Origin of the sequence: Embleya sp. NBC_00896 (assembly GCF_045207785.1) — a bacterium.
Classification (GTDB): domain Bacteria; phylum Actinomycetota; class Actinomycetes; order Streptomycetales; family Streptomycetaceae; genus Embleya.
Window position 1 is genome coordinate 3,675,377 of the sequence record NZ_CP108776.1, and the last position, 26,512, is coordinate 3,701,888.

The window sequence follows — 26,512 nt, forward strand, 5'->3', positions numbered from 1 at the left end:
GCGCGGCATAGATTTCCCCCTTCCCCCCTGTCTTTACGGGTGGAAGGGGGCACGGTTGAGATCCCGAAGCGAAGAAGACGAGTTCCGAACCTACGTCGAGCTACACCGCACGGCCCTGGTGCGCACCGCGTACCTGCTGTGCGGTGATCGCGACGAGGCCGAGGACCTGGCCCAGACCACGGTCACCAAGGTCTTCACGGCGTGGGAGCGCGTGCGCGCGGCGGAGAATCCGGACGCCTACGTCCGCCGCATCCTCGTGAACGTCAATCTGTCGCGGACCCGAAGACGCCGGGTCCGGCAGTTCCTGACCGACCGCCTGCCGGATCGGGCGGGGCCCGATCCGACCTCGGCCGTGGCCCAACGCAGCGTGCTGATGGCCGCGTTGAGCCGGCTGCCGGCCGGGCGGCGGGCGGCCGTGGTGCTGCGGCACTGGGAGGACCGGTCCGAGTCCGAGGTCGCGAAGATCCTCGGGTGCACGGTCGGTACGGTGCGCAGCCAGACGTTCAAGGGCCTCGCCCAACTCCGCAAGGACCCCCAACTCGCCGATCTGATCCCACGTCAGACGGATACCCCTTCCACTTCGGATACGGAGGTGCGGCCATGGCCGACGACGGCACCGCACTGAGGGAGGCCTTCATGGCAGAGATCCAGGCGACCGAGTTGACTCCGCCGTCGGCGGAGGTGGCGATCGAGCGGTCGAGGAAGCGCCGGTGGCGCGGGTTCACGGTGGGGGCGACCCTGGCGACCGCGCTGGTGGTGGGTGGCGGCGGTGCCGTCATCGCGGGAGGTGTGCTGGACGAGGACGGCCGATCCACCGACATCGTCTCCGTCGACGGCGGCACCAGGCCGCCCGGCGCGGGTCCCGACATCGTGGCCGCGGGCGTGGTGGCCGGGAAGCCGTGGAAGTTCCGGGCCTGGACGGAGGGTTCGGAGCGCACCTGCTTCGAGGAGGTCGAGAAGCAGGTGTTCACCGAGACGCTGAAGATGTGCGGCAGCACGCCGGGCCGGACCGAGCAGGACAAGGCGGCCGACCGGAACCGGTTCGGCGGTGGCGGCACCACCGGACCGGTCGTGGGCGAGGACGACCTCTTCGCGGCGGTGTACCAGGCCGAGGTGTCGCCCGACGTGGACCACTTGGAGGTCACCTGGAAGGGACACAAGGACCCCGTGGTGATCCGCCCCGTGCAGATCGCCCCCACCACGCGCGTCTACGTACTCGTGGTGACCTCGCGCAAGGCCGACCCCGCGTACGACCTCAAGGCGTACGACGCGGCGGGCAAGGAGCTCAAGAACATCCACCTCTAGGGCGCCCTAGGTGTATTCACCCGTGCGGCCCGCTCGGCGGCTCAGAACACCCGGTTCTGCAGGACCGGGAAGTCCTCGCGGGTCTTGGCCACCAACGCCGGGTCGATCTCGGCGGTCAGCACGGTCTGTTCGGCACCGGCCTCGGCGACGATCTCGCCCCACGGGTCGATCACCATGCTGTGACCGCCCATCGCCTGGCCGCCCTGGCTGCCCGTCACGTTGCAGGCGAGCACGAACATCTGGTTCTCGATCGCCCTGGCGCGGGCCAGCACGCGCCAGTGCTCGACCCGCCGCGCCGGCCACGCGGCGGGGATCACCAGCACCTCGGCGCCCGCGTCGAGGATGCGTCGGAACAGCTCCGGGAAGCGCAGGTCGTAGCACGTCGCCAGGCCGACCTCGGCCCACGGCATGCGGACCTGCGCGGTCTCGGTGCCGCGCGAGATGAGGGTGGCCTCGCCGCCGGTGAAGCCGAAGCGGTGGATCTTGCGATAGGTGCCGCGCAGCGCGCCGTCGGGGTCGAAGACGAGCGAGGTGTTGTAGAGGTTGTCGTCCGCGCCGCGCTCGATGATGCTGCCCGCGTGCAGCCAGACCCCGGCGTCGCGCGCCGCGCGGGCCATGGCCTGGGCGACCGGGCCGTGTACGCCCTCGGCACCCGACGCCCAGCCGTCGTAGACCCACCCGGTGTGCAGCCACAGCTCGGGGAGCACCACCAAGTGATCGCCGCTCCGGCTCCGGACCAGGGCGGAGACCTCGGCCAGGCGGTCCTCGGCGGGGACCGCCGGATCGACGTCGAGTTGTACGAGCGAAACGCGCACTTTCCTCACCTACCAGCGCTTACTTCCCGCGAACGGGCTGACCGCGGGATCTGTGGCAGCGTAACGTGCCTGCAAGGATCCCGGACCACGTCAAAGCAGCGGTCGCACCCGTCCAGTCGACCGGTGACGCAGCGACAAGAGGTAGTACGTGACCAACGACCTGAAAACGCACGCCGACGCTTGGGAGCACTCGGTACGCTCCCTCAAAGATCTGGTCTCCACCCTCACCGAGGGCCGATGGAGCAGCGCGACCGAATGTCCGGGCTGGTCGGTCCGCGACATCGTGTCGCATGTGATCGGGATCGAGCTCGAACTGCTCGGCGATCCGCGGCCCATCCACACGCTGCCGCGTGATCTGCGGCACGTGCACGACGAGTTCAGCCGCTACACGGAAATACCCGTCGATGTCCGGCGCTGCCACACCTCGCCGGAGATGACCGGCGAGCTGGAGTACGTGATCCTGCGTCGGCGCCGGATGCTCGACGAGTCCGACCGCGGCCCGGAGGACGAGGTGCGCGGCATCATGGGCCGCAGCGTCCCCTACCGCTTCCTGCTCAGCCAACGCGTGTTCGACGTATGGGTGCACGAGCAGGACGTACGGCGCGCGATCGGCGCGCCCGGCAACCTGGACTCGCCCGCCGCGCTGATCACGCGCGACTTCCTGCTGGCCGGGCTGCCCCGGGTGGTGGCCAAGGACGCGAAGGCACCCGCCGGCGCGTCCGTCGTGTTCGACGTGACCGGGGCGGTCGAGTTCATGCGCACCGTCACGGTCGACGAGAACGGCCGGGGCCGGCTCGACGGGCAGGTCCCGCTCGGGCCGCTGGTGACGCTGTCCACCGACTGGGAGACGTTCGTCCGGCTGATGTGCGGGCGGGTGTCCGCGGGCCGTGCCGAGGTGAAGATCGAGGGCGATCCCGACCTCGCGCAGCGGATCCTGGGTTGTATGGCCGTCACGCCCTGACCGGTGGGTGTCGGGCGCGGCGTCAGCCGGCGTCGGGGACGCTCTCGCGCTCCGGCAGCCGCCGCGCCACGACACACACCGCGTCGCGCGACCGGCCCTTGGCCCGGACCCGGCGGGCGTAGTGCACGACCAGGCCGACGCCGAGCAGCAGCGGCACCGCCTGTACGGCCATCGCGACCCGGTAGGCGTCCAGGCTGTGCGCGCCGTCGCCGGGCTCGACCAGGTCCAGGACCAGGCCGATCGCGAACAGGCACAGGGTCGCGGCGGCGAACCCGCCGACGTTGACGATGCCCGACACCGTGCCGAGCCGGTGCGGCGGATTGCCGGCGCGCGCGAACTCCATGCCGACCAGGGACAGCGCGCCGCCCGGGCCGATCACGAGCGCGAGCAGGACGAGCAGCCACAGCGGCGAGGGCTCGGACGGGATCAGCACGGCCGCCCACAGCAGGCCGGCGAGCACGGGCATGCCGACGCACAACGGGAGCTTGCTGCGCGGGCGGCGGGTGATCAGCGGGCCGACCACCAGGCACGCGACCATGTTGATCACGATCGCCACGGTGAGCAGCGTGCTCGCGGTGCCCTTCGACAGGCCCTGGCCCTCGACCAGGAACGGGAAGCCCCACAACATCAGGAAGACCTGGGGCAGGCATCCGCACGCCCAGTGCGCCCACAACCCGAGCCGGGTGCCGGGCTCGGCCCACGCCGCGCGCACCTGGGACCACATGCCGGGCCCGCCGACCGGCCTGGCCCGAACGACCCCGTCCGGGTGGTCGCGCAGCACCGCCAGGACCACGAGCAGTACCAGGACCCCCATCCCGGCCGAGACCGCGAACGTGCGGCTCCACCCGAACGCGTGCAGCGCGCCGGCCAGCGGCGTGGCGCTCGCGAGGTTGCCGGCCATCCCGAGCAGCGCGGTCAACTGGGTGAGCACGGCTGCCCGCTGCGACGGGAACCACACCGAGACCACCCGCAGCACGCTCACGAAGGTCATCGCGTCGCCCATGCCGACCAGCACGCGCGCGAACACCGCGCCGGTGAACCCGTGCGCGAAGGCGAAGGTGAACTGACCCGCCGTCATCAGCACGAGTCCGCAGGTGAGGACCCGTTTGGCGCCGAACCGGTCGGTCAGCGCGCCGACGGGTATCTGCAGGCCGGCGTACACGAGCAGTTGCAGCATCGGGAACAGCGACAGCTGCGACGCGGAGACGTCGAACCGCTCCTGCGCGTCGATGCCGGCCACGCCGAGGCTGCTGCGATGGAACACCGCGACGACGTATACCGAAGCCGCGACCGCCCACATGATCCAGGCGATCTTTCCACCGGGCCGGGACGGGGCTGTGCTCGCGGATGGCTTCACAGTACATAGACATTAGGGGGCGCCCCCGGACATACATGCGACCGGGCCCTCGGAAGGCACGGCCGACCCGCGGCCGGTTCGTCCGCAAAACGCCGGCCGGGCTTGGTTTTCAAGCCCGGCCGGCGTTCGAGGCCGGCATCGCCGGCCGCCGGGCCGCGATCAGCCGTCAGCCACGCGCAAAGAGCAGCTTCGGCCGCTCCAGCATCTCGGCCACGTCCGCCAACACGCGCGAACCCAACTCACCGTCCACCATGCGGTGGTCGAACGACAGCGACAGCGTGGCCACCTGACGAGGCTTCACCTTGCCCTTGTGCACCCACGGCTGTTCGCGAATCGCGCCGACCGCCAGGATCGCGGCCTCGCCCGGGTTGAGGATCGGCGTACCGCCGTCCACCCCGAACACGCCCACGTTGGTGATCGTGACCGTGCCGCCCGCCATGTCGGCGGGGGACGTACGGCCGTCCCGAGCCGTCGCGACCAGCTCGGTCAGCGCGCTCGCCAGCGCGGTCAGGCTCTTCGCGCCCGCGTTCTTGATGTTCGGCACGATCAGCCCGCGCGGCGTCGCGGCGGCGATGCCCAGGTTGATCCGGTCGCGGATCACGATCTCCTGGTTGTCCTCGTCCCACGACGCGTTGACGTCCGGGTGCCGCGCGATCGCCACGAGCAGCGCCCGGGCGACCACGAGCAGCGGACTCACCTTGATGTCGGCGAAGTCGGGCAACTCGCGCAGCTTGCGCACGAGCTTGACCGTGCGGGTCACGTCGACCGTCACCCACTCGGTGACGTGCGGCGCGGAGAACGCGCTCGCCACCATCGCCTGGGCGGTCGCCTTGCGGACGCCCTTGACCGGGACGCGCCGCTCGCCCGCGATGGTCTCGCCCGGCAGCGTCGCGGGGAACGCGACGGCGGGTTCGGGCCGCGTGGCGGCGTGTACGTCCTCGCGCGTCACCGTCCCGCCGGGGCCCGACGGGCGCACCGCCGCGAGGTCCACGCCCAGGTCCCGGGCCAGCTTGCGGACCGGTGGCTTGGCGAGCACGATCGAGCCGCCGCCGGCCGGTCCGCGGGCGGCCGAGCCGTTCGCGGTCGGGACGACCGGGGTGTCGGTCCTGCGGGGCCGGCGCCGACCGGTCGTGGTGCGGACGCCGTAGCCGACCAGGACCGCCGTGCGGGCGTCCTTCTTCGCCGCCGGCGCGGCCTCGGCCGGCTCGGGCACCAGGTCCTCGGCGAGGGCCTGGCCGCGATCGGCCGGCGCGGGGGGCGCGGGGATTGGGGCCGGTGCGGCCGGCTCCGCAGCGGGAGCCGGTACGGGCGCGGGAGCCGGTACGGCGCTGCCGGCCGGAGCGACCGCGATGATCGGCGTACCGACCGCGACCGTCTCGCCCTCGCCCGCCAGCAGCTCGGTCACCACCCCGTCGAACGGACAGGGCAGTTCGACGAGCGCCTTCGCCGTCTCGACCTCGACGATGACCTGGCCGTCGCTGACCTCGTCACCGACCTTGACGTGCCACGCGACGATGTCGGCCTCTTCGAGGCCCTCGCCGACGTCGGGCATCAGGAACTTCTTCACCTCGGACACGTGGTTCCTCACCAGGCCAGGGAGCGGTCGACGGCATCGAGCACACGGTCCAGGTCGGGGAGGTACTCCTCCTCGACCCGGGACGGCGGGTAGGGCGTGTGATAGCCGCCGACCCGCAGCACCGGCGCCTCCAAGTGGTAGAAGCACCGCTCGGTGATCGTCGCGGCGATCTCCGCGCCGATCCCCAGGAACGAGGGCGCCTCGTGCACGACCACGAGGCGGTGGGTCCGCTCGACCGACTCCTCGACCGCGTCGAAGTCCAGCGGAGACAGCGAGCGCAGGTCGATCACCTCCAGCTCACGCCCCTCCTCGGCGGCCGCCGCGGCAGCCTCCAGGCAGGTCGCGACCATCGGCCCGTACGCGACCACCGTGCACGCGTCACCCGAGCGCACCAGCCGCGACCCGTGCAGCGGGTCGGGCGTGGCGGTCGGGTCCACCTCGGCCTTGGTCCAGTAGCGCCGCTTGGGCTCCAGGAAGATCACCGGGTCGTCGGACTCGATGGCCTGCTGGATCATCCAGTAGGCGTCCACCGGATTCGAGCAGGACACCACGCGCAGCCCGGCGGTGTGCGCGAAATACGCCTCCGGCGACTCGCTGTGGTGCTCGACCGCGCCGATGCCGCCGCCGAACGGGATGCGGATCACGATCGGCAGCTTCACGAAGCCCAGCGACCGGGCGTGCATCTTCGCGACCTGGGTGACGATCTGGTCGAACGCGGGGAACACGAAACCGTCGAACTGGATCTCCACGACCGGCCGGTAGCCCGCGAGGGCGAGGCCGATCGCGGTGCCGACGATGCCGGACTCGGCGAGCGGGGTGTCCACCACCCGGTCCTCGCCGAAGTCCTTCTGCAGGCCGTCGGTGACCCGGAAGACGCCACCGAGCTTGCCGATGTCCTCACCCATGATCAGGACCTTGGGATCGGTCTCCAGCGACTTGCGCAGACCCGCGTTGAGGGCCTGTACCAGCGACATCTGACGGGCCGTGCCCGTCGACTGTGCGGGAGCCATCAGTGCCCGTCCTCCCCGGCGTCGACGAAGGACGCGTGGTAAGCCTCGAACTCGGCCCGTTCCCGATCCACGAGCGTGTGCGCGTCGGCGTACACGTGCTCGAACAACGCCACCGCCGGATCCGGATCCGGCATCGTCCGCACGCCGTTGCGCACGCGCTTGCCCAGTTCCTCGCTCTCGGCCTCGAGCGCCGCGAAGAACGCGGGGTCGGCGATCCCACGCTTGTGGATGTACGCCTTGAGCCGTTCGATCGGATCCTTGTGCTTCCACTCCTCGAGTTCCGCGCTCAGCCGATAGCGGGTCGGGTCGTCGGAGGTGGTGTGGGCGCCCATTCGGTAGGTGAACGCCTCGATCAGCATCGGGCCCTCGCCGCGCCGGGCCCGGGCCAGTGCGGCCCTGGTCACCGCGAGGCAGGCGAGGACGTCGTTTCCGTCCACCCGAACTCCGGGAAAACCGAATCCCGCGGCGCGCTGATACAGCGGCACCTTCATCTGCCGTTCGGTCGGTTCCGAGATCGCCCATTGATTGTTCTGGCAGAAGAACACCACGGGTGCGTTGAACACGGCCGCGAAGGTGAATGCCTCGTTGACATCGCCCTGGCTGGAGGCGCCGTCACCGAAATACGTGACGACCGCGGAATCGCCTCCGTCGCGTTGCCGGCCCATCGCGTATCCGACGCCGTGCAGCGTCTGCGCGCCGATGACGATCGTGTAGAGGTGGAAATTGTTCTCGCGCGGATCCCAACCACCGTGGTTGACGCCGCGGAACATCCCGAGCAGGTTCAAGGGGTCCACGCCGCGACACCACGCGACACCGTGCTCACGGTAGGTGGGAAACACATAGTCGTCCGAGCGCAGCGCTCGTCCCGACCCGATCTGGGCCGCCTCCTGGCCCAGCAGCGAGGCCCAAAGGCCCAGCTCACCCTGCCGTTGGAGGGCGGTGGCCTCGGCATCGAAGCGCCGCACCAGAACGAGGTCCCGGTACAGGCTCAGGTATTCGTCGTCGGAGAGGTCGATCGCGTAATCGGGGTGTTCGACGCGCTCGCCCTCGGGGGTGAGCAACTGGATCAGTTCTGGACCGGCTCCGGAATCGGGCGGAAACAATGTCCCGTCCCTACTGTCCACTGCCACGTTCTCTCCTCCGTCTGTCCGGTCCGCGGGGTCGCCGTGGACCGGGTCCGGATCGCCGGGCCCGGTTCCGCGCGGGGTGTGCGCGGCTACCTTGATGTGCAGACACGGCGATTGGTGGCTGTACTTCCTAGGATTTCCTAGGAATTCCCGGGTGAATCCGGGTGGCACCTGCGCACAGGCATGCGGTTCGGAAACCGCACACCGCAACGTTACCCACCAGTCCCGCCCATACGTAGTGGCGACCGGCCCGAACGAGGAGTTGCCCTTTGTGGACCCTCGACAAAAGGCCGGCGTGTCGCGCCCGACACGCCCCTTCCCGGGGTGCCGCAAGGCCCCTGGGCGGTCCCCGTGGGAACCTGTACAAGTGACTGATCAGGGAAGTATTCGGGTATTTCTCCTCGATGACCACGAAGTGGTCCGCCGCGGCGTGCACGAGTTGTTGTCCATCGAGGACGACATCGATGTGGTCGGCGAGGCCGGTACGGCCGCCGAGGCGCTCGTGCGCATCCCGGCGACCCACCCGCAGGTCGCGGTGCTCGACGTCCGGCTGCCGGACGGGAGCGGGGTCGAGGTGTGCCGGGAGATCCGCTCGCAACTGCCCGACGTGCGCTGCCTGATGCTCACCTCGTTCTCCGACGACGAGGCCCTGTTCGACGCGATCATGGCGGGCGCGTCCGGCTACGTGCTCAAGGACATCCGCGGCTCCGACCTGGTCGGCGCGGTACGCGACGTGGCGTCCGGCAAGTCGCTGCTCGACCCGGCGGCGACCGCCCGCGTGCTGGAACGGCTGCGCGGCGGCAACCGCGGCGACGAGCGCCTGGCCGCCCTGAGCGACCAGGAGCGCCGCATCCTGGACCTGATCGGCGAGGGCATGACGAACCGCCAGATCGGCACCGAGATGCACTTGGCCGAGAAGACGGTCAAGAACTACGTGTCCAGCCTGCTGGCCAAACTCGGCATGGAACGCCGCACCCAGGCAGCGGCATACGTGGCCCGCCAGAAGGCGGAACGGAGGCGGTAGCCCTCGGCGGGCCGGGCCGGCGCGCTCGTCCGGCCCCGATCAATCCGGTAGATGACGTCCGACATGGCCGATGACGAGCAATTTCTCGTCACTGTCGAGGTACCAGTAGATGCGCAGGCACTGGTCCGGGCTGGTCGACTCGTCAACCTTCAGGTGGGGTCCCAGGGTTACCGTCCTGCCCTTGTACCTGACCTGGTAGTGGCGCTTGTGACGTCTGTCGTGGGCAGCCGGATTGCGCGCAGAATAGCGATATCCATGGGCGGAAAAGAACTCGCCGAAGGGTTGACCCATCGTCTGCTCTCTCCATTTGCGACCGGCTTCCGCAACATGCAGAATCGCCTGGAAAAGCTTACTGGTGTCCTTATAGTTGACAAAATCTCTGATGCTGTCGTCCGCACTGGGCAGAAAAACAAGATCGTCGCCGATCTCAGCTTTTGCTCGATCATACGCATCGATTACCGCGAGTTGTGAAATATCAACTCCCCCGGTCGAGCCGGACGTGCTGTGCGCAGAAGACGAAGAGGACACATTTCGTTGTTCGAGATCGTACTGCTCGCTGATGGCCGCGAGGTTCGACAGGGCGATCGCCAGGGAGCTTTTGAGTTCATTCCGCTCGTCTCTGAGCGAACGAAGCTCGGCATCCGTGCTGTCGAGATACTCGCGAACCCATTCCGGAAGCTCGGTGCTGGCAGCGACTTGGCGTCGGCGCGCGAGTCGGATCCGATCGATGACCGCATTCTCCGGAACGGATGCGGCACTGACCGAACCGAGCAATCTCCTGAGTTCGTCGACCAGTGCACTGCCATCCGTCATGAGCCGCGACGCGATCCAGAGCTTGTGGTCCCGAGGATCTGCCTCGACGTCGAACTTGGGCCAGTACAACCGCACGGCGCCTTGCCGCACTGATCGTTGGGCGCCGGCCCGGTCGCTCAGGGCGAGAGAGGCCAGGTGTGTCGCGAGCACGACGACGTGCGCGACCCCCGCCATTTCCTTGGCCAGCACCTTCGGGTTGACCAGGGGCCGGCCCGTCGAAGGGTGCTTGGTCACCACGATGACAGGAAGTGCTCGTCGACTGTCCGTCAGCCACTCGAAGAACTTGGAAATGTCGCCGGCCAGGAGCGCGTTGAAATCGGGAGTGACCGGCCATCCGGCATCGACGACCTCGAATTGACGTAACAGCGTGCGGACGATTGCCGGCGAGGAAAATAGATAGGAGGGTCTCCGCAAGTGGAAATCCCGACCGGCCGACTGAAGCCCGATGCGGAATGTTGCACAGATGGCATCCCCGTCCATTGACAGGGCCAGGTCCAGACACCATCTCACTGATGGATCCTCGGCGTCGGGGAAACGCCATATGCACGTCCAGCCGGAAAGGCTGCTATCCACCGAATCATATCTTGCGGACGATGTCACATGTCCGTCCTCGGACTTGAAATGACCGTCGCGGAGAATCTCGGGATCTATTTTGGCCGGGCGGGCAATCCACTCCCGCACGAGTCCTTCAGCCCGCTCCAGTGCCACAGCAGGGGGCACTTGACGATCAGCCAGCAAGAGCTGACATGCATACAGTTCACGCATGCTGTCCCCTTTATTGCGCATCCACCGACGTAGCGAAGACTCGCTGATGTGACCTGATATCAGGCTAGACGTTGTCCATGCGGCCGCGTGGCGACATTCCGCAATCAGCAGCTCGCCGAGCCCGGTTCGCCGGCGAATCCGCGAACTCGACGGCGGGATGAAGCCCATCTCGCGCAGCCGGCCGAGAGGCTTTCCCGCCTTCGGGGTGGGGCGCGGGGACGTACGACAACGACCGGCCCCGCGCGCCGAGGCGCGAAGGGCCGGTCGGGACAGGACATCGGTCGGCACATCGGCACTGGGGATGTTCGGTGAGTCGGTCCGGCTACCCGCCGGGTCGACCGCCACCTCGATACGGCTGCTTCCGGGGCAAGTCGTCCGAGTGCCGGTTCGTCCACGATCGCCGGCCGGGGGACATCGGCCCGGGCGGCGCCTATGGGTCAGTGGTGGTCGTGCTTCTCGTGCTCCGGGGCCGAGGCCAAAGCCAAAGCCGGGGCCGGGTCCGAGTCCGGGGCCGGGTCCAGGTCCGAGTCCGGGGTCCGGTTCGGCTCCGGGGCGGAGTCCGTGTCCACCGCGACTCGGACCGCCTTCGGGGTCGGTGTGCCGTTGTGGGTGGGGTCGGGCTTGGTGCCGTTGCCCGTGCCGCCGGCCAGGAGTTGGCGGGCGATGCCCAAACCCGTACCGCCCATCGTGAGGGCCTTGGCGAACAGGTCGCCCATGCCGTCGCCGCCGTTGAGCAGGACCATGTGGTCGACGTTGCCGAACGCCTCGGCGCCGGCTCGGACGATCTCCGGCCAGTTCTCCGCGAGTTGCTGGGCGACCACGGCCTCCTGGTTCTCGGCCAGTGCCGCCGCCCGGGCGGCGATCGCGGCCGCCTCGGCCAGGCCCTTGGCCTTCGCCGCCTCGGCCTGGGCCTTGCCCGTCGCCAGGGTGGCCTCGGCGGCGGCCAGACCGCGCACCTTGGTCGCCTCCGCGTCGGCGATCGCGGCCAACTCGGTCTCCCGGGCGTTCGCCTCGGCCGCCGAGATCCGCGCGTCGCGTTCGGCCTGGGCCCGGGTGCGCGTCTCGTACGCCTGCGCGTCGGCCGGCTTGCGCACGTCGGCCTGGAGCTGCTGCTCGCGCCGCATGGCCTCCAACTCGGCGACCCGGGTCTCCTGGACCACCACCTCCTGCTTGGCGGCGGCGTCGGCCAGCGGGCCCGCCTGCCGCGACCGCGCGGTGGCCTCGTCCCGCTCGGCCTGGTAGCCGGCCTGCTGGATCTCGCTGTCCCGGGTGGCCTGGGCCATCCGTGCCTTCGCGTCCTGCTCGGCCTCGGTGGCCTTGCGGGTGGCCAGCGCCTCCGCGATGCGCGCGTCCCGGATCACCGCCGCGGTGTGCGGCGCGGCCATGTTCTTGATGTAGCCCGTCGGGTCGTCGATCTCCTGGATCTGGAGGCTGTCGACGATCAGTCCGAGCTTCTCCATGTCCGACCCCGAGGCCGCGCGCACGTGCGCGGTGAGCTTCTCCCGGTCGCGGATCATGTCCTCGACGGTCAGCCCGCCCACGATCGAGCGCAGGTGTCCGGCCAGCACCTTGCGGACCCGGGACTCCATCTGCTTCTGCTGGTCGAGGAAGCGGCGAGCCGCGTTCGCGATCGAGACGTAGTCGTCGCCGATCTTGAAGATCACCACGCTCTGCACCCGCAGCGGGATGCCCTGCGTGGTCACGCACTCCACGGACAGCTCGGCCTCGTTCAGGTCGAGCGAGAGCTTGCGCACGGCCTGTACGAACGGCAGCACGAGCGTGCCGCGGCCGGTGACGATCCGAAAGCCCATGCCTTCGCCGAGGCCCTCGGTGTGGTGCCGGGAACCGGAGATGACCAGTGCCTCGTTGGGCTCGGCCACCCGCCACATGAGTTTGAAGACGACCACCGCTACGACCAGCAAACCGAGCACGACGAGCACGGTATAGAGCACGAGCATCCCCCCACGTTGGCTTGTCTCGGAGTGTCCTCGTACCGCGAGTGCACGCCAAGAGGGAGCTCCCCATGGGGAGTTCGCGCCGGTTCACCCGAACGCGGCGGCCACGTACACCGTGCGCGGCGGCAGGTATTCCACGATCACCACGAGCGAGCCGGGGCCGTGTTCCTCCCCGGGCAGCGCGGAGTACGCGAGGAACGCCTCGACCCCACCGCGCACCTCGACCATGACCTCGCCCACCAACCCGGGACCGATTCCCCCGGTGACCTTGCCGCGTTTGCCGATCATGTCGCCCATTGTGTGGCCCCACCCGGTCCCGCCGCCCCGATCGGGCCCTCCCGTTTTCGCCGCGGGTGCACGGGAGGGCCGATGCCGACGGCCCGTCAGCCCAGGAGCGTGGTGCCCTCGTCGGACACCTCACGCAGGCGCGTACGCATGAACGGCAGGATGCCCCGGTGCAGGATCGCGCGTCGCCATTCCTCGCGAGCCAGATACACCTCGACCTCGCCGGTCGGACGGGCCCGGTTTCGGGCGGCCACCGCGACCATCGCGAGTCCCCCGATCGCCGCCGCCCCGGCCGAGATGCCGACCGCCGCGAGCGACGCGAGCTGCATCGTGTGCTGCATGCCCTCGTCTTCCATGGTGAGCGGCAACAGCACGTAGCCCACGATCAGGAAGACGACCGCCGAGATCCCGGCCACGATCACCGCCATGGCCGTCGCGAGCGCGAACCACCCGAAGCCCTCACCGGCCTCGATCATCGACGCGCCGAAGTCCTGCCGGACCCCCGACTCGAAACGCTGCTCTGTACGTTCGTAGCGGTCGTACTCGTCGCGCGCCGCGTCGGCGATCGACGGGGTCGCGTCCAACGTGGCCGTCCGCAGTTGCTCGACGTTCAGGTTGGGTGCCGCCGCCAGACCGGAGATCGTTTCCTCCAGGTGCAGTGCGTCGTCGACGAACTGCTCGTACTGACGGCGGTGCTCGTCACTTCCAAACCAGTGTTGCATCGGATCCCCCGAGTGAGGCGCGCGGGCGTTTCCCGCGTCCGCCGGGCCCGTCAGGGGACCCGTGCAAGCAGTCGGTGGATCAACGACCCGCATTGAAGCACCTGACGGTGACGAGGCGGATACCTATTGATGATAGGGTGCATTCCCGCCTTTTGGGCAGGGAGTTCCCTACGACCGTCGGTCGTCACCCGCATCGCTGCCGAGGCCCTTGAGGTCGTATTCGCGGCCCTGCGTCTCCTCCAGCGCGCTCGGGAGCGCGCTCGGTCGGGACGCCGCCAGCGGCAGGCGCGCCACCAGGCACGGACCGCCGAGGTAGATGCCGCCGTCCAGGTTGACGACCTGTCCGTCCGCGTACACCCGCGGCTCGACGATCGTCGAGGGGTCCTCGCCCGTCTGGTACGGGATGGGGGTGTGGCCGTGCACGATCCGCCGGCCGCCGAGCTCGCTCAGCAGGTCGGCCGCCGCGTACGGGCCGACCTCGCCCATGAAGGCGCCGCGCCGGGTGAGGTTGCGGAACAGGTCCCACCACGAGTGCGGGTCCGGGGTGCGCAGTATGTCCGACACCGCGCTGTCGACCTCTTCGACCGTGTCGCCGTACTCGAGGTAGGCGTTGCTGTCGGAGTGGATCAGCAGGTGTCCGTCGACCACCGCGGCGACCGGCTGCGCGGCGAGCCACGTGGCCTGTTCGTCGGTGAAGCGGTCCAGGTCGGACTGCATGCCGCCGTTGCGCAGCCAGATCTCGCGGAACGTGGTCGAGCCGCCGGCCACGGGCACGGGGTGGTCGCCGAAACGGAACACGCCGAGCAGCAGGATCTCGTGGTTGCCGAGCAGCATGCGGGTGCTGCCGCCGGCCTCGGCCGACTCGCGGGCGAGGCTCATCGCGAGTTCGACCACGCCGATGCCGTCGGGACCGCGGTCGGTGAAGTCGCCGAGGAACCACAGGCGGGCCTCGCCGCCGCACCAGTGCGCGTCCGCGTCGATCAGGTCCTTGGCCCGCAGGGCGGCCTTGAGCTCCTCCAGATGACCGTGGACGTCGCCGACCACGTACAGCGGGGCGTCCTGCTCCGCTGCGGCGCCCATCGGGGCCGGTGTAGCCGAGACGTTGCTCACCAGAAGGGTCCTTTCTTCAGCTTCGCACCAGCGTAAGGCGGCGGTTGCGACACTCGTTGTGAATCAAGACGCACAACGTGCCTGTTCGGCTGCGGTTCACCGGGTCCGATTCGGATGTTTCATGGACCGTATCTTGCGTGTGGGCACGGCGGAACGGACCACGCTCAATTGTGCGCGGACCCGCGCGGCCGAAACGGGCGGCCCCGGCTCTCGGCGAGCCGGAGCGGAGTGCTGCCACGGGGCCACCGGGACGGCGTCGGATCGGTCGTCCGATCAGGGGCGGCGGGAGGAGTCCCGGACCGAGAGTCGGGTCGGGACGGTGCGCTGGGCCGGCAGCAGCGGCCCCGCGGCGGCGTCCTCGATCACGCCCACGAGCAGCTCGACCGCCCACGCGCCGGCCAGCGCCGGCTGCAGGCTCAGCGACGTCACCGACGGGTCGGCCCCTTCGCCGCAACACGCGAGCAGGAGGTCTTCGGGCACCCGCAGGCCGCGCGCGCGGGCCGCGCCGAGCAGCTCGGCGGCGCAGCCCTCGTGCAGCCCGAACACCGCGTCGGGCGCGTGGTCGAGCAGCCGGTCCGCGGCGCGGCGACCCGCGCCCGGGGTCCGCGCCTCGTACTCCTCGGTGATCGGCTCCACACCCAGGTCCGCGCACCACGCCCGGTAGCCCGCGACGCCCTTGCCCGCGCCCGGTCCGTCCGCCGCCGCGAGCAGGCCGATCCGGTGGGCGCCGGCCTCGGCGAGGTGGTCGAGCACGCACCGGACCGCCGCCGCGTGGTCGTTGTCCACCCACCCGTACACCGGGGTCGAGCCGGGGTGGCCGCCGCTGACCACGGGCACGCCGCGGTTCAGCAGTTCGAGCACGAGCGGGTCGTCGTCGACCGGGTCGACCACGATCGTGCCGTCGAGCGCGACGTTGCCCCAGACGTCGTGCGGCGAGGACGCGGGCAGCACGACGAGCGCGTAGCCGCGATCGAGCGCGGTGGCGGTCGCCGCGCGGACCAGTTCGGCGAACCACGCGAACTCGGTGAGCGCGAACGGCTCGGCCGAGCGCATCGTCGTGGTCAGCCCGAGCAGCCCCGATCTCCCGGTCCGCAGTGTCCGCGCGGCGGCCGAGGGTCGATAGCCCAGCCGATCCGCGACCTCACGCACGTGCACACGGGTCGTGTCCGGCAGTCGACCCTTGCCGTTGAGTGCGTCGGAGACGGTCGTGATCGACACTCCGGCGGCCGCTGCGACGTCCCGGATGCCGACCCGGATCCGTCGCCCCGCGCGCGGTACCTCAGGCGCTGTCATCGTCCCGACAGTAGGCCGAATGGGACGCACTGGCCGGGTTCATGTCATTGCTTTACGAAGAAACGGTTCACCCCATACCTGCACCTGAATCTCCGGCCGGGGTCCCGAGCCGCCCGGCAATCCACCCCCGGGACGACGGACCATAGGGTGAGAAGACCGGGACGTGCGCCCAGGCACCCCGAACAGTATGCGAGGAGGACGGGCGTGACCCAGCAGCCCCGAAACACGGACGAGACCGGTGCCGCCCCCAAGCTGCGCGCGGCTCTGGCCGGGTTGCCCGCCTACAAGGCGGGCCGACCGGCGGCGGTCTCCGACGGCACTCCGGCGTTCAAGCTCTCGTCGAACGAGAACCCCTACCCGCCGCTACCGAGCGTGCACAAGGTGGTCGCCGACGCCGTCGGCGAGATGAACCGTTACCCGGACCCCGCGAACACCGAGCTGGTCGACACGCTCGCCGAGCGCTTCGGGGTGCCCGCGTCGCATATCGCGGCCGGCACCGGCTCGGTGACCGTCGCACAGCAGCTCGTGAACGCGACGGCGGGCGAGGGCGACGAGGTGATCTTCGCGTGGCGCTCGTTCGAGGCCTACCCGATCCTGGTCCGGCTCGCGGGCGCGACCCCGGTGCAGGTGCCGCTGCTCGCCGACGAGAGCCACGACCTGGACGCGATGGCGGACGCGGTCACCGAGCGGACCCGGCTGATCTTCGTGTGCAACCCGAACAACCCCACCGGCACCGTGATCCACCGCGCCGAGCTGGAGCGCTTCCTGGACCGGGTCCCGAACGACGTGCTCGTGGTGCTGGACGAGGCGTACCGCGAGTTCATCCGCGACGAGCGGGTCCCGGACGGCTTGGACCTGTATCGCGAGCGGCCCAACGTCGCGGTCCTGCGCACCTTCTCCAAGGCGTACGGCCTGGCCGGCCTGCGGGTGGGCTTCGCGATCGCGCACGAGCCCGTGGCCGAGGCGCTGCGCAAGACCGGGCTGCCGTTCGCCGTGAACCGGCTCGCCCAGGTCGCCGCGGTCGCGTCGCTGGGCGCCGAGGCCGAACTTCTGGAGCGGGTGGAGGCGTTGGTCGCCGAGCGCACGCGCGTCCTGGAGACGCTGGTCGGGCAGGGCTGGACGGTCTTCGACTCGCAGGCCAACTTCGTCTGGCTGCGGCTCGGCGAGCGCACCGCCGAGTTCGCCGCGATGTGCGAGGCCGCCGGGGTCACGGTCCGGCCGTTCGACGGCGAGGGCTGCCGGATCACCATCGGCGAGACCGAGGCGAACACGATCTTCCTGGCCCAGGCCGAGCGCTTCATGGACCGGTAGCCCCGGGGCGGCCTCGCCAACTCCGGTCGCCACGCAGCTTTTTCGGTCCGTTCGGACCACTTCGGGCCCTCTCGGGTACCCCCCTCAAGGGGTGCCCGAGGGGGCTCGCTAGTGTTTGTGAACGGATGCACAAGCTCTTCCTTGTGAACACATTCACAAAGTCGGGCCGGTGAATCGGCACGTCCACCCCGTTTCCTCCGGGTTTACTCGGCGGAGTGTCGGGCGGATGCGCGGGTTCGGCGCGTGCATCGTGAACCAATCGTGCACTCGCGCGAGACACGACCGGCAAGCAGGAGGAATGAGGGGCCCATGGACCTCGCCGTCGAAACACTCGACGTAGCCCGGTGGCAGTTCGGCGTCACGACCGTCTACCACTTCCTCTTCGTCCCATTGACGATGGGTTTGTCCATTCTCGTCGCGTGTCTGCAGACCGCATGGGTGCGCACGGGGAAGGAGCACTATCTCCGCGCCACCAAGTTCTGGGGCAAGCTCTTCCTGATCAACTTCGCCCTGGGCCTGGTCACCGGCATCGTGCAGGAGTTCCAGTTCGGGATGAACTGGTCCGACTACTCGCGCTTCGTCGGCGACGTCTTCGGCGCCCCGCTCGCGATCGAGGCGCTGGTCGCGTTCTTCCTGGAGTCGACCTTCCTGGGCCTGTGGATCTTCGGCTGGGAGCGGCTGCCCAAGCGGATCCACCTCGCGACGATCTGGGCCGCGGCGATCGGCACCATCCTGTCGGCCTACTTCATCCTGGCCGCGAACTCGTGGATGCAGCACCCCGTCGGGTACCGGATAAACCCGGAGACCGGTCGCGCCGAGCTGACCGACTTCCTCGCGGTGCTCACCAACAACACCGCGATCGCCGCGTTCCTGCACATCCTCCCGGCCGCGTTCCTGGTCGCCGGCGGCTTCCTGATCGGGATCAGCTGCTGGCACCTGCGCAAGCGCAACGAGGTCGCGGTCTTCCGCCCGTCGCTGCGGCTCGGCCTGTGGGTGTCCGTCCTGGCCGGCATCGGCCTCGCGCTCACCGGCGACATGCAGGGCAAGCTGATGTACGAGCAGCAGCCGATGAAGATGGCCTCGGCCGAGGCGCTGTGGGAGACCTCCAAGCCCGCGCCGTTCTCGATACTGTCCGTCGGCGACGTCAACAGGGGCCACAACAAGATGGCCCTGGAGGTTCCCGGCGCGCTCTCCTTCCTCGCGAAGAACGACTTCGACGCCGAACTGCCCGGCATCAACGACCTGCAAAACGAGTCGGTGGTCAAGTACGGCCCCGGCGACTACCGGCCCAACATCTTCGTCACCTACTGGTCGTTCCGGCTGATGATCGGCGTCGGCATGGTGACCGCGGGCATCGGCCTGGTCGGACTGTGGCTGACCAGGCGCAAGCGCGAGCTGCCGACCAACCCCTGGGTGTACCGGATCGGCCTGTGGACGATCGCGTTCCCGTTCGCGGCGAACTCCTTCGGCTGGATCTTCACCGAGATGGGCCGCCAGCCGTGGCTCGTCTTCGGGGTGCTCAAGACCGAGGCGGGCGTGTCGCCGAGTGTGTCCACGGGTGAGGTGCTGACCTCGCTGATCGTGTTCACGCTCTTGTACGGCGCCCTCGCGGTGGTCGAACTCGGCTTGATCCGCCGCTATGTCAAGGCCGGGCCCGAGCCGATCAAGCCGGCCGCGAGCAAGGATCCGGACCACCCATCGGGCGACGGCGACGACGCCGACCGGCCGCTGGCCTTCGCGTACTAAGGGAGACGCGTCATGAGCCTCAACGAATTCTGGTTCCTGCTCATCGCCGTCCTCTGGATCGGCTACTTCTTCCTGGAGGGCTTCGACTTCGGCGTCGGCATCCTGACCAAGGTGCTGGCCCGGAACGAAACCGAGCGGCGGGTGCTGATCAATACGATCGGTCCGGTCTGGGACGGCAACGAGGTCTGGCTGATCACCGCGGGCGGCGCGACCTTCGCGGCCTTCCCCGAGTGGTACGCGACCCTGTTCAGCGGGTTCTACCTGCCGCTGCTGCTGATCCTGGTGGCGCTGATCCTGCGCGGCGTCGCGTTCGAGTACCGCGCCAAGCGCGACGAGGACCGCTGGAAGCGCGGCTGGGAGGCGGCGATCTTCTGGGGCTCGCTGGTCCCCGCGTTCATGTGGGGCGTCGCGTTCGCGAACATCACCCGCGGGGTGAAGATCGACGCGGACAAGGAGTACGTCGGCAACCTGCTCGACCTGCTCAACCCGTACGCGCTGCTGGGCGGCGTGGTCACCACGGTGCTGTTCACCTTCCACGGCGCGGTGTTCGTCGCGCTCAAGACGAACGGCGACATCCGCGGCCGGGCCAACGCGCTGGCGAGCAGGCTGGGACTGCTCACCGCGGTGCTCGCGCTCGCCTTCCTGACCTGGACCCAGGTCGACAACGGCAACGGCAGGACCCTCGCCGCGATGATCGTCGCGGTGGTGGCCCTGCTCGCGGCACTGGGGATGAACCGACTCGGCCGCGAGGGCTGGGCCTTCGCCCTGTCCGGGGTGACCGTGATCGCCGCGGTGGCGATGCTGTTCCTGTCGCTGTTCCCGAACGTGATGCCCTCCAGCCTGGACTCGGCGTGGAACCTGACCATCGACAACGCGTCCTCCACGCCCTACACGCTCAAGATCATGACCTGGGTCGCCGCCTTCATGACCCCGATCGTGCTGTGCTACCAGGCGTGGACGTACTGGGTGTTCCGCAAGCGGATCAGCACCAAGAGCATCCCGACCAAGCCGGCCTTCGGGGCGGCGGCGTCCGACCTCGTCGGGAAATAACCCCCGACACCGGCACGACGAGAGAGCGTTCGTGAAGCCTGTAGACCCGCGCCTGCTGACCCATGCCCGAGCCACCCGGGGCTTTCTGGCCCTGACCGTGGTGCTGGGCACGGCGGGCGCGGGTCTCGTACTCGTCCAGGCCGGCCTGCTCGCCCGCATCGTCGTGCGGGCCTTCGAGCAGGGGGCGGGCGTCGCGGACCTGTGGTCCGAGCTCGGGTGGTTCGCCGGGGTCACCCTCGGCCGCTCGGTGCTCGCGTGGCTCACCGAAGTGGTCGCGCACCGCACGTCGGCGGCGGTGAAGTCGCAACTGCGCTCGCGACTGTTGGCACACGTCGTCCGGCTCGGCCCCGCGTGGCTCAACCACGAGCGCTCCGGCGAGCTGACCACCCTCGCGACCCGCGGTGTGGACGCCCTGGACGGCTACTTCGCGCGCTATCTGCCGCAGCTGATCCTGTCGATCACCGTGCCCGTGGCGGTGCTCGCGCGGGTCGTGTTCGGCGACTGGATCTCGGCCCTGACGATCGCGGTCACGCTCCCGCTGATCCCGCTGTTCATGGCGCTGATCGGGATGGCCACGCAGAAGTACATGGATCGCCGGTGGACGGTCCTGAACCGGCTGGCCGGGCACTTCCTCGACGTCGTCGCGGGATTGCCCACGCTCAAGGTGTTCGGCCGCGCGAAGGCGCAGGCCGCGTCGATCCGCACGATCACCGACGACTACCGCAAGGCCACCCTCAAGACGCTGCGGATCGCGTTCCTGTCCTCGTTCGCGCTCGAACTGCTCGCGACCATCTCGGTCGCGCTCGTCGCGGTCGGCGTGGGCCTGCGCCTGGTGGACGGCGACCTGAGCCTGGAGACCGCGCTCGTGGTGCTGATCCTGGCGCCCGAGGCGTATCTGCCGCTGCGTCAGGTGGGCGCCGAGTACCACGCGAGCGTCGAGGGCGTGAGCGCCGCGGACCAGGTGTTCGCGGTCCTGGAGACCGCTCCCGAGGTCCCGGCGGGCACCACCGAGGTGCCGGACCCGCGCTCGGCCGACCTCGTGCTCACCGGCCTGACGGTGCAGCACCAGGGGCGTACGGACGCCTCCCCGGCCGACGTGGACCTGGTCGTGCGCCCGGGCGAGACGCTCGCGCTGACCGGGCCGAGCGGGTGCGGCAAGTCCACGCTCCTGTCGGTGCTGCTCGGCTTCACCCGACCGACCGCGGGCCGGGTCACGGTCGGCGGGGTGGACCTGGCGGAGCTCGATCCGGCCGCGTGGCGCGCGCACATCGCGTGGGTTCCGCAGCGGCCGTACCTGTTCGCCGGCACGATCGGCGCCAACGTGCGCCTGGCTCGGCCGGACGCCGACGACGCGCGGGTACGGCGCGCGCTCGCGGACGCCGGCGCGGCCGACTTCGTCGCGGCGGCGGGCGGGCTCGACGCGCCGCTCGGCGAGGACGGCGCGGGCCTGTCGGCGGGCCAGCGGCAACGCCTCGCGCTGGCCCGGGCGTTCCTCGCGGACCGGCCGATCCTGCTGCTCGACGAGCCGACCTCGAACCTGGACGGCGACAGCGAGGCCACCATCGTCGAGGCGGTCCGTCGGCTGGCACGGGGGCGCACGGTCGTCCTGGTCGCACACCGGCCGGCGCTGCTGCCGTTGGCGGACCGGGTCGTGGCGCTGACCTCGGCGCCCGCCGAGCGGGGCCCGGCCGGGGCACACGCGGCGGCCGGCGCGCGGGCGACGGTGGACGCCGCGCGGGCGGCGGAGGCGGCCGGCGAGGCGGACCTGACCTGGGACGCGGTGACGCCGAACGCGGTCGGGGGCGGGGTTGCGGTCGCGGGCGCGGGCGCGGGCGCGGTCGGGGTCGCGGAAGGGCCTCTCGACGACGCGTCTCCCGGGGAACCGCTCGGCGAAGACCGGCTCGGCGAGTACCCACCGACCCCGGTCGGCGCGGCCGGCTCCGGTCCGGGCCGCAGGCTGCTCGCGCTGGCCCGGCCGTTGCGCGGTCGCCTGGCGCTCGCGGTGTTGTGCGGGGCGCTCGCGCTGGGCAGCTCGGTCGCGCTGATGGCCACCTCGGCGTGGTTGATCTCGCGCGCGTCGGAGCACCCGCCGGTGCTCACGCTCATGGTCGCGGTCACAGGGGTACGCGCCTTCGGCGTCTCGCGCGCGGTGTTCCGCTACGTCGAGCGGCTGATCGGGCACGACGCGGCCTTCCGGATCCTGGCCCGGCTGCGCGTACAGGTGTACGAGCGCCTGGAGCGGCTCGCGCCGGCCGGGCTGCCCGCCTTCCGGCGCGGTGACCTGCTGTCCCGGCTGGTCGCCGACGTGGACGCGGTCCAGGACTTCTTCCTCCGCGCGCTGCTGCCCGCGTGCGTCGCGGCCGTGGTCGGCGCGGGCGCGGTGGTCACCGTCGCGATCGTGCTGCCCGAGGCCGGTGGCGTGCTGCTGCTCGGGCTGCTCGGCGCCGGCGTCCTGGTGCCGTGGCTGGCCGGCCGGGTCGCCCGGCGGGCGGAACGCCGGGTGGCCGCCGTGCGCGGCGAACTCTCCGCCGCCGTGGTCGACCTGCTGCGCGGCACCCCCGAACTGATCGCTGCGGGCCAGGCCCCCGCACGCCTCGCGGCCGTGGCCGAGGTGGACGAACGCCTGCGCGCGACCGAGGCGGCCCAGGCCCGCGGCGCGGGCGTCGGCGCGGGCCTCGCCGCGTTCGTGACCGGCGCGACCGTGTGGGCCTCCGCGCTGGTGGGCGTCGCCGCCGTACACGCCGACCGCCTCGACGGCGTCCTGCTCGCGCTGGTGATCCTGACCCCGCTCGCCGCGTTCGAGGCCACCGTCGTGCTGCCCGCGGCCGGCCGGCACCTGGAGGGCTCGCGCCGCGCGGCGGCCCGGGTGTTCGAGGTGATCGACGCCCCCGAACCGGTATCCGAGCCCGCCGACCCGCGCGCGCTGCCCGCGGCGCCGCGCACACTGTGGGTGCGCGACCTGCGCGCCCGCTGGACCCCGGACGGCCCCGAGGCACTGGCCGGCGTCGACCTCGACCTCACCCCCGGCAAGCGGCTCGCGGTGGTCGGCCCGAGCGGCTCCGGCAAGACCACGCTGGCCAACGTGCTGCTGCGCTTCCTGGAGCCCGCGGGCGGCGCCGTGACCCTGGGCGGCGTCCCCGTCGCCGACCTGGCCGGCGACGACGTGCGCCGCGTGATCGGGCTGTGCGCGCAGGACGCGCACGTCTTCGACAGCTCCCTGCGCGAGAACCTGCGGCTGGCCCGACCCGGCTGCGACGAGGCCGCGATCCGCGCGGCGCTGGCCCGGGCCCGCCTCCTCGACTGGGTCGACACCCTCCCCGAGGGCCTGGACACGATGGTCGGCGAACACGGCGCGCGGCTGTCCGGTGGCCAGCGGCAACGGCTCGCACTGGCCCGCGCGCTGCTCGCCGACTTCGAGATCCTGCTCCTCGACGAGCCCGCCGAGCACCTGGACCTGCCCACCGCCGACGCGCTGACCGCCGACCTCCTGGACGCGACCCGGGGCCGGACCACGCTGATGGTGACGCATCGGCTCACGGGTCTGGCCGCGGTCGACGAGATCGTCGTGCTGGTCGAGGGGCGCGTGCTGCAACGCGGCACCTGGGCGCAGCTCAGCGAGTCCCCGGGCGCGTTCCGAACACTGCTCGATCGCGAGCACGCGGCCGCCGCGGCGATGGCCTAGGCGTCTTCGAGCCCGTGCGGTCGGTGACCGGGCACCGGTCCGGGTCCGGGTCCGGGTCCGGCAGGGGTCCGGCTCCGCTCCGGCTCCGGCGCCCGCACCGAGGCACGTCAACGGATCCGTACGCATTTCCGGGGAGTTTCGACCGGTTCATCCGGATTGGCGCGCATAGGCTCTACTTATGGCGAACGGCACCGGCAGTCCCACCAGCGCCGAAGGTCCCGGCGAACCGGATCGCGACAAGCGCATGCCCGAACTTGCCGCGCTCGGTCTGGACGATCTGGTGGCCGAGGTGGTCGAGCGGCTGGGTTCGGCGGCGGCCACCGGCGATCGCCTCCAGCGGCTGCTCGAAGCCGTGATCGAGGTCGGCGCCGACCTCGACCTGCACACCACGCTGCGCCGGATCGTCGAGGCCGCGGCCGACCTCGTCGACGCGCGCTACGCCGCGCTCGGCGTGATCGGCGCCGACAACGACCTGTCCGACTTCATCACGGTCGGCATCGACGCGGCGGAGCGCGAGCGGATCGGCGAGCTCCCACACGGTCGGGGCATCCTCGGGCTGCTGATCGACCATCCCGAACCGGTGCGGCTCGACGACCTGACCCGGCACTCGGCGTCGTACGGCTTCCCGGAGAACCATCCCGCGATGCACTCGTTCCTCGGCGTCCCGATCCGGCTGCGCGACGAGGTGTTCGGCAATCTCTACCTGACCGAGAAGCGCGGCCGGCCCGGCTTCAGCGCCGAGGACCAGCAGGTCGTCCGCGCGCTCGCGGCCGCCGCCGGGGTCGCGATCGAGAACGCGCGCCTGTTCCAGAGCGCGGCCCGCCGGGAGAAGTGGATCATGGGCTCGGCCGACGTCACCACGACGCTGCTGAGCACACACGACCCCGACGAGGCGCTCACCGTCGTGGCGGAGCGCGCGCGCAACCTGGCCGAGGCCGATTTCGCCGCGATGTACCTTCCGCAGCCGGACGGCTCCTACCAGGTCGAGGTCACCGCCGGCGACGACCTCGCCGGCTTCGGCGGCACGGTGGTCGGGAAGGACACGCCGCTGGCGGAGGCGATCAACGCCGGGCGGAGCATCTTCATCCCCGACATGAGCACCGACGCGAACGTGACGCTGGACAAGTCCCGCTGCTACGGCCCGGGCCTGCTCGTGCCGCTGATCGCGAACGACCGCGTCCTGGGTGCCCTCGAACTCGACAAGCGGATCGGCGCGGTCCCGTTCGCGCAGACCGAACGCTCGATGGCACAGGCGTTCGGCGGCCAGGCCGCGATCGCGATCATGCTCGCGAGCGCTCAGCGCGACCGGGAACGACTCGCGGTGTTCGAGGACCGCGACCGGATCGCCCGCGATCTGCACGACCTGGTCATCCAGCGACTGTTCGCGACCGGGATGCTGCTCCAGGGCGCGGCCAGGCTCGCGAAGGTGCCGGGCGTGGTCACCCGGGTCAACCAGGCCGTGGACGAACTCGACGCGACGATCCGCGAGGTCCGCAGCACGATCTTCGCGCTCCAGAACCCGCCGCGCGAGGGACCGACCGGAGTGCGCGGCGGAGTCCTGCGCGAGGCCGGCGCCGCGGCGTCCGCGCTCGGCTTCGACCCGACGGTGACCTTCGCGGGGCCGGTCGACTCGACCGTGCCGGACGACGTCGCCGAGCAACTCCTCGCGGCACTGCGCGAGATCCTGTCCAACGCGTCCCGGCACGCGCGGGCCTCGCGGGTCGAGGTGTCCCTCGTGGTGGCGGGCGGGAGCATCGAACTCGCCGTCACCGACGACGGCGTCGGCATCCCGGCGGGCGGCCGCCGCAGCGGCCTGCGCAACCTGGCCGGCCGCGCCGAGGAACTGGGCGGCCGAGCCGGCTTCGGCCCGGGGCCCGAGGGCAAGGGGACGACGGTCACCTGGTCGGTGCCGGTGTGAGGGCGTGACCCGTCACGCCATGCCGGGGAGGAGCCCCAGCTGCCCGAGGAATTCCATCTGGTCGAAGTAGAGGCGGTAGCTGACGATCCGGCCGTCCTCCACCGTGGCGAAGTCGCAACCCCGGATCCGGACTTGCTTGCCGGTGGCCGGCAGCCGATCCCCGGAGGGCAACACCAGCGGGCCGGTGTTCGTCCCCTGGAAGAACCCCTCGTCCATCGCCGTGTCACCCGACTCGAACTTGTACACCGGTATGTAGGTGCCGTCCGGCACCGCGTCCGTCATCTGACGCCAGTATTCGACAATGTTCTCCCGCCCCCGGATCTCGCCCTGGTCCGGTGTGACGGCGATCGCCTTCTCGGCGAATAGCTCGGCGAGGGCCTTGAGATCCTTGGTGGTGGTAACCGCCTCGGTGAGCCGATCCATGGCTTCACGTGCCTGTCCCATGATCCACCTCCTGGCTGTGAGGTATACTCTCCAATTTTCTCACATATCGGTACAAATCGTCCTTGTCCGTCAGACCGCACCCACGCCTCGACGACCCTGCCCGGGGGTGGCGCGTCACGCCACCGAAAACCTCGCCACGTACTCGTCGAACGGCTCGATGCCGACGTCCGAGCGCCGTTCGTCAGAACCCGGTCACCGGAAACGGCTCGTCATCTCCGGTGACATCGCCGGCGAACGCACGGC

General features: G+C 70.5%; 20 protein-coding genes and 1 pseudogene. 9 read left to right on the plus strand and 12 right to left on the minus strand.

The genetic code is table 11. From position 1 onward, the window contains the following. The first annotated feature begins 55 nt into the window (after positions 1–55). Both OG928_RS16655 and OG928_RS16660 read left to right on the plus strand, forming a co-directional pair. The gene (locus OG928_RS16655; RefSeq protein ID WP_406284386.1) at positions 56–625 is read left to right on the plus strand and encodes a SigE family RNA polymerase sigma factor; all 570 of its coding nucleotides are present in this window, start codon (positions 56–58) and stop codon (positions 623–625) included. An 11-nt stretch (positions 626–636) separates the two neighbouring features. After that, entirely contained in the window at positions 637–1,305 is a 669-nt protein-coding gene (locus OG928_RS16660) for a hypothetical protein (protein WP_406284388.1), read from the plus strand. Between the two features lie 41 nt (positions 1,306–1,346). Here OG928_RS16660 and OG928_RS16665 read toward each other — a convergent pair whose 3' ends face one another. Continuing rightward, positions 1,347–2,120: a carbon-nitrogen family hydrolase gene (locus OG928_RS16665; RefSeq protein ID WP_406284389.1), complete on the minus strand. Its 774-nt coding sequence runs from the start codon at positions 2,118–2,120 to the stop codon at positions 1,347–1,349. Between the two features lie 148 nt (positions 2,121–2,268). Between OG928_RS16665 and OG928_RS16670 the strand changes: the two genes are divergently transcribed. Next, a complete protein-coding gene (locus OG928_RS16670; protein WP_406284391.1) occupies positions 2,269–3,081 on the plus strand; it encodes a maleylpyruvate isomerase family mycothiol-dependent enzyme in 813 nt (270 codons plus the stop codon). A gap of 22 nt (positions 3,082–3,103) precedes the next feature. On the opposite strand, the gene OG928_RS16675 is transcribed toward OG928_RS16670, so the two are convergent. The 4 genes from OG928_RS16675 to pdhA form a co-directional block, all read right to left on the minus strand. Next, complete coding sequence (locus OG928_RS16675) at positions 3,104–4,381, minus strand: MFS transporter (RefSeq protein WP_406284393.1); 1,278 nt, start codon at positions 4,379–4,381, stop codon at positions 3,104–3,106. A 223-nt stretch (positions 4,382–4,604) separates the two neighbouring features. Continuing rightward, positions 4,605–5,990 carry a dihydrolipoamide acetyltransferase family protein gene (locus OG928_RS16680; protein WP_406291025.1) on the minus strand — a complete coding sequence of 462 codons (1,386 nt, stop codon included), beginning with the start codon at positions 5,988–5,990 and terminating at the stop codon, positions 4,605–4,607. 32 nt (positions 5,991–6,022) lie between these two features. Further along, entirely contained in the window at positions 6,023–6,988 is a 966-nt protein-coding gene (locus OG928_RS16685) for an alpha-ketoacid dehydrogenase subunit beta (RefSeq protein WP_406291027.1), read from the minus strand. Positions 6,989–7,023: 35 nt separating this feature from the next. Then, the gene (gene pdhA / locus OG928_RS16690) at positions 7,024–8,154 is read right to left on the minus strand and encodes a pyruvate dehydrogenase (acetyl-transferring) E1 component subunit alpha (protein ID WP_406284395.1); all 1,131 of its coding nucleotides are present in this window, start codon (positions 8,152–8,154) and stop codon (positions 7,024–7,026) included. Between the two features lie 364 nt (positions 8,155–8,518). Between pdhA and OG928_RS16695 the strand changes: the two genes are divergently transcribed. Then, the gene (locus OG928_RS16695) at positions 8,519–9,175 is read left to right on the plus strand and encodes a response regulator (RefSeq protein WP_406284397.1); all 657 of its coding nucleotides are present in this window, start codon (positions 8,519–8,521) and stop codon (positions 9,173–9,175) included. 39 nt (positions 9,176–9,214) lie between these two features. Here the strand turns inward: OG928_RS16695 and OG928_RS16700 are convergent, their stop codons facing one another. The 6 genes and pseudogenes from OG928_RS16700 to OG928_RS16725 form a co-directional block, all read right to left on the minus strand. After that, positions 9,215–10,753, minus strand: a complete 1,539-nt coding sequence (locus tag OG928_RS16700) for a hypothetical protein (RefSeq protein ID WP_406284399.1) — start codon at positions 10,751–10,753, stop codon at positions 9,215–9,217. A 437-nt stretch (positions 10,754–11,190) separates the two neighbouring features. Further along, the gene (locus OG928_RS16705; protein WP_406284401.1) at positions 11,191–12,711 is read right to left on the minus strand and encodes a flotillin family protein; all 1,521 of its coding nucleotides are present in this window, start codon (positions 12,709–12,711) and stop codon (positions 11,191–11,193) included. An 84-nt stretch (positions 12,712–12,795) separates the two neighbouring features. Next, complete coding sequence (locus OG928_RS16710; protein WP_406284403.1) at positions 12,796–13,005, minus strand: hypothetical protein; 210 nt, start codon at positions 13,003–13,005, stop codon at positions 12,796–12,798. 86 nt (positions 13,006–13,091) lie between these two features. Next, complete coding sequence (locus tag OG928_RS16715) at positions 13,092–13,715, minus strand: hypothetical protein (protein WP_406284405.1); 624 nt, start codon at positions 13,713–13,715, stop codon at positions 13,092–13,094. Between the two features lie 168 nt (positions 13,716–13,883). Continuing rightward, positions 13,884–14,825 carry a metallophosphoesterase family protein gene (locus OG928_RS16720; RefSeq protein ID WP_406284407.1) on the minus strand — a complete coding sequence of 314 codons (942 nt, stop codon included), beginning with the start codon at positions 14,823–14,825 and terminating at the stop codon, positions 13,884–13,886. Positions 14,826–15,055: 230 nt separating this feature from the next. Continuing rightward, a pseudogene (locus tag OG928_RS16725) lies at positions 15,056–16,118 on the minus strand (LacI family DNA-binding transcriptional regulator); the annotation flags it as partial. Positions 16,119–16,322: 204 nt separating this feature from the next. On the opposite strand from OG928_RS16725, the gene hisC reads away from it, so the two are divergent. From hisC to OG928_RS16750, 5 genes are all read left to right on the plus strand, one after another. After that, positions 16,323–17,429, plus strand: a complete 1,107-nt coding sequence (hisC, locus tag OG928_RS16730; protein WP_406284409.1) for a histidinol-phosphate transaminase — start codon at positions 16,323–16,325, stop codon at positions 17,427–17,429. A 309-nt stretch (positions 17,430–17,738) separates the two neighbouring features. Further along, positions 17,739–19,175, plus strand: coding sequence for a cytochrome ubiquinol oxidase subunit I (locus OG928_RS16735; protein ID WP_406284411.1), 1,437 nt, complete (start codon positions 17,739–17,741; stop codon positions 19,173–19,175). Between the two features lie 12 nt (positions 19,176–19,187). Beyond that, on the plus strand, positions 19,188–20,225 hold the full coding sequence (cydB, locus tag OG928_RS16740; protein WP_406284413.1) for a cytochrome d ubiquinol oxidase subunit II: 1,038 nt from the start codon (positions 19,188–19,190) through the stop codon (positions 20,223–20,225). A gap of 31 nt (positions 20,226–20,256) precedes the next feature. Further along, the gene (gene cydD, locus OG928_RS16745) at positions 20,257–23,907 is read left to right on the plus strand and encodes a thiol reductant ABC exporter subunit CydD (protein WP_406284415.1); all 3,651 of its coding nucleotides are present in this window, start codon (positions 20,257–20,259) and stop codon (positions 23,905–23,907) included. A gap of 178 nt (positions 23,908–24,085) precedes the next feature. Continuing rightward, positions 24,086–25,825: a GAF domain-containing protein gene (locus OG928_RS16750; RefSeq protein ID WP_406284417.1), complete on the plus strand. Its 1,740-nt coding sequence runs from the start codon at positions 24,086–24,088 to the stop codon at positions 25,823–25,825. A 12-nt stretch (positions 25,826–25,837) separates the two neighbouring features. Here OG928_RS16750 and OG928_RS16755 read toward each other — a convergent pair whose 3' ends face one another. Further along, a complete protein-coding gene (locus OG928_RS16755) occupies positions 25,838–26,269 on the minus strand; it encodes an ester cyclase (protein ID WP_406284419.1) in 432 nt (143 codons plus the stop codon). Positions 26,270–26,512: the final 243 nt, after the last annotated feature.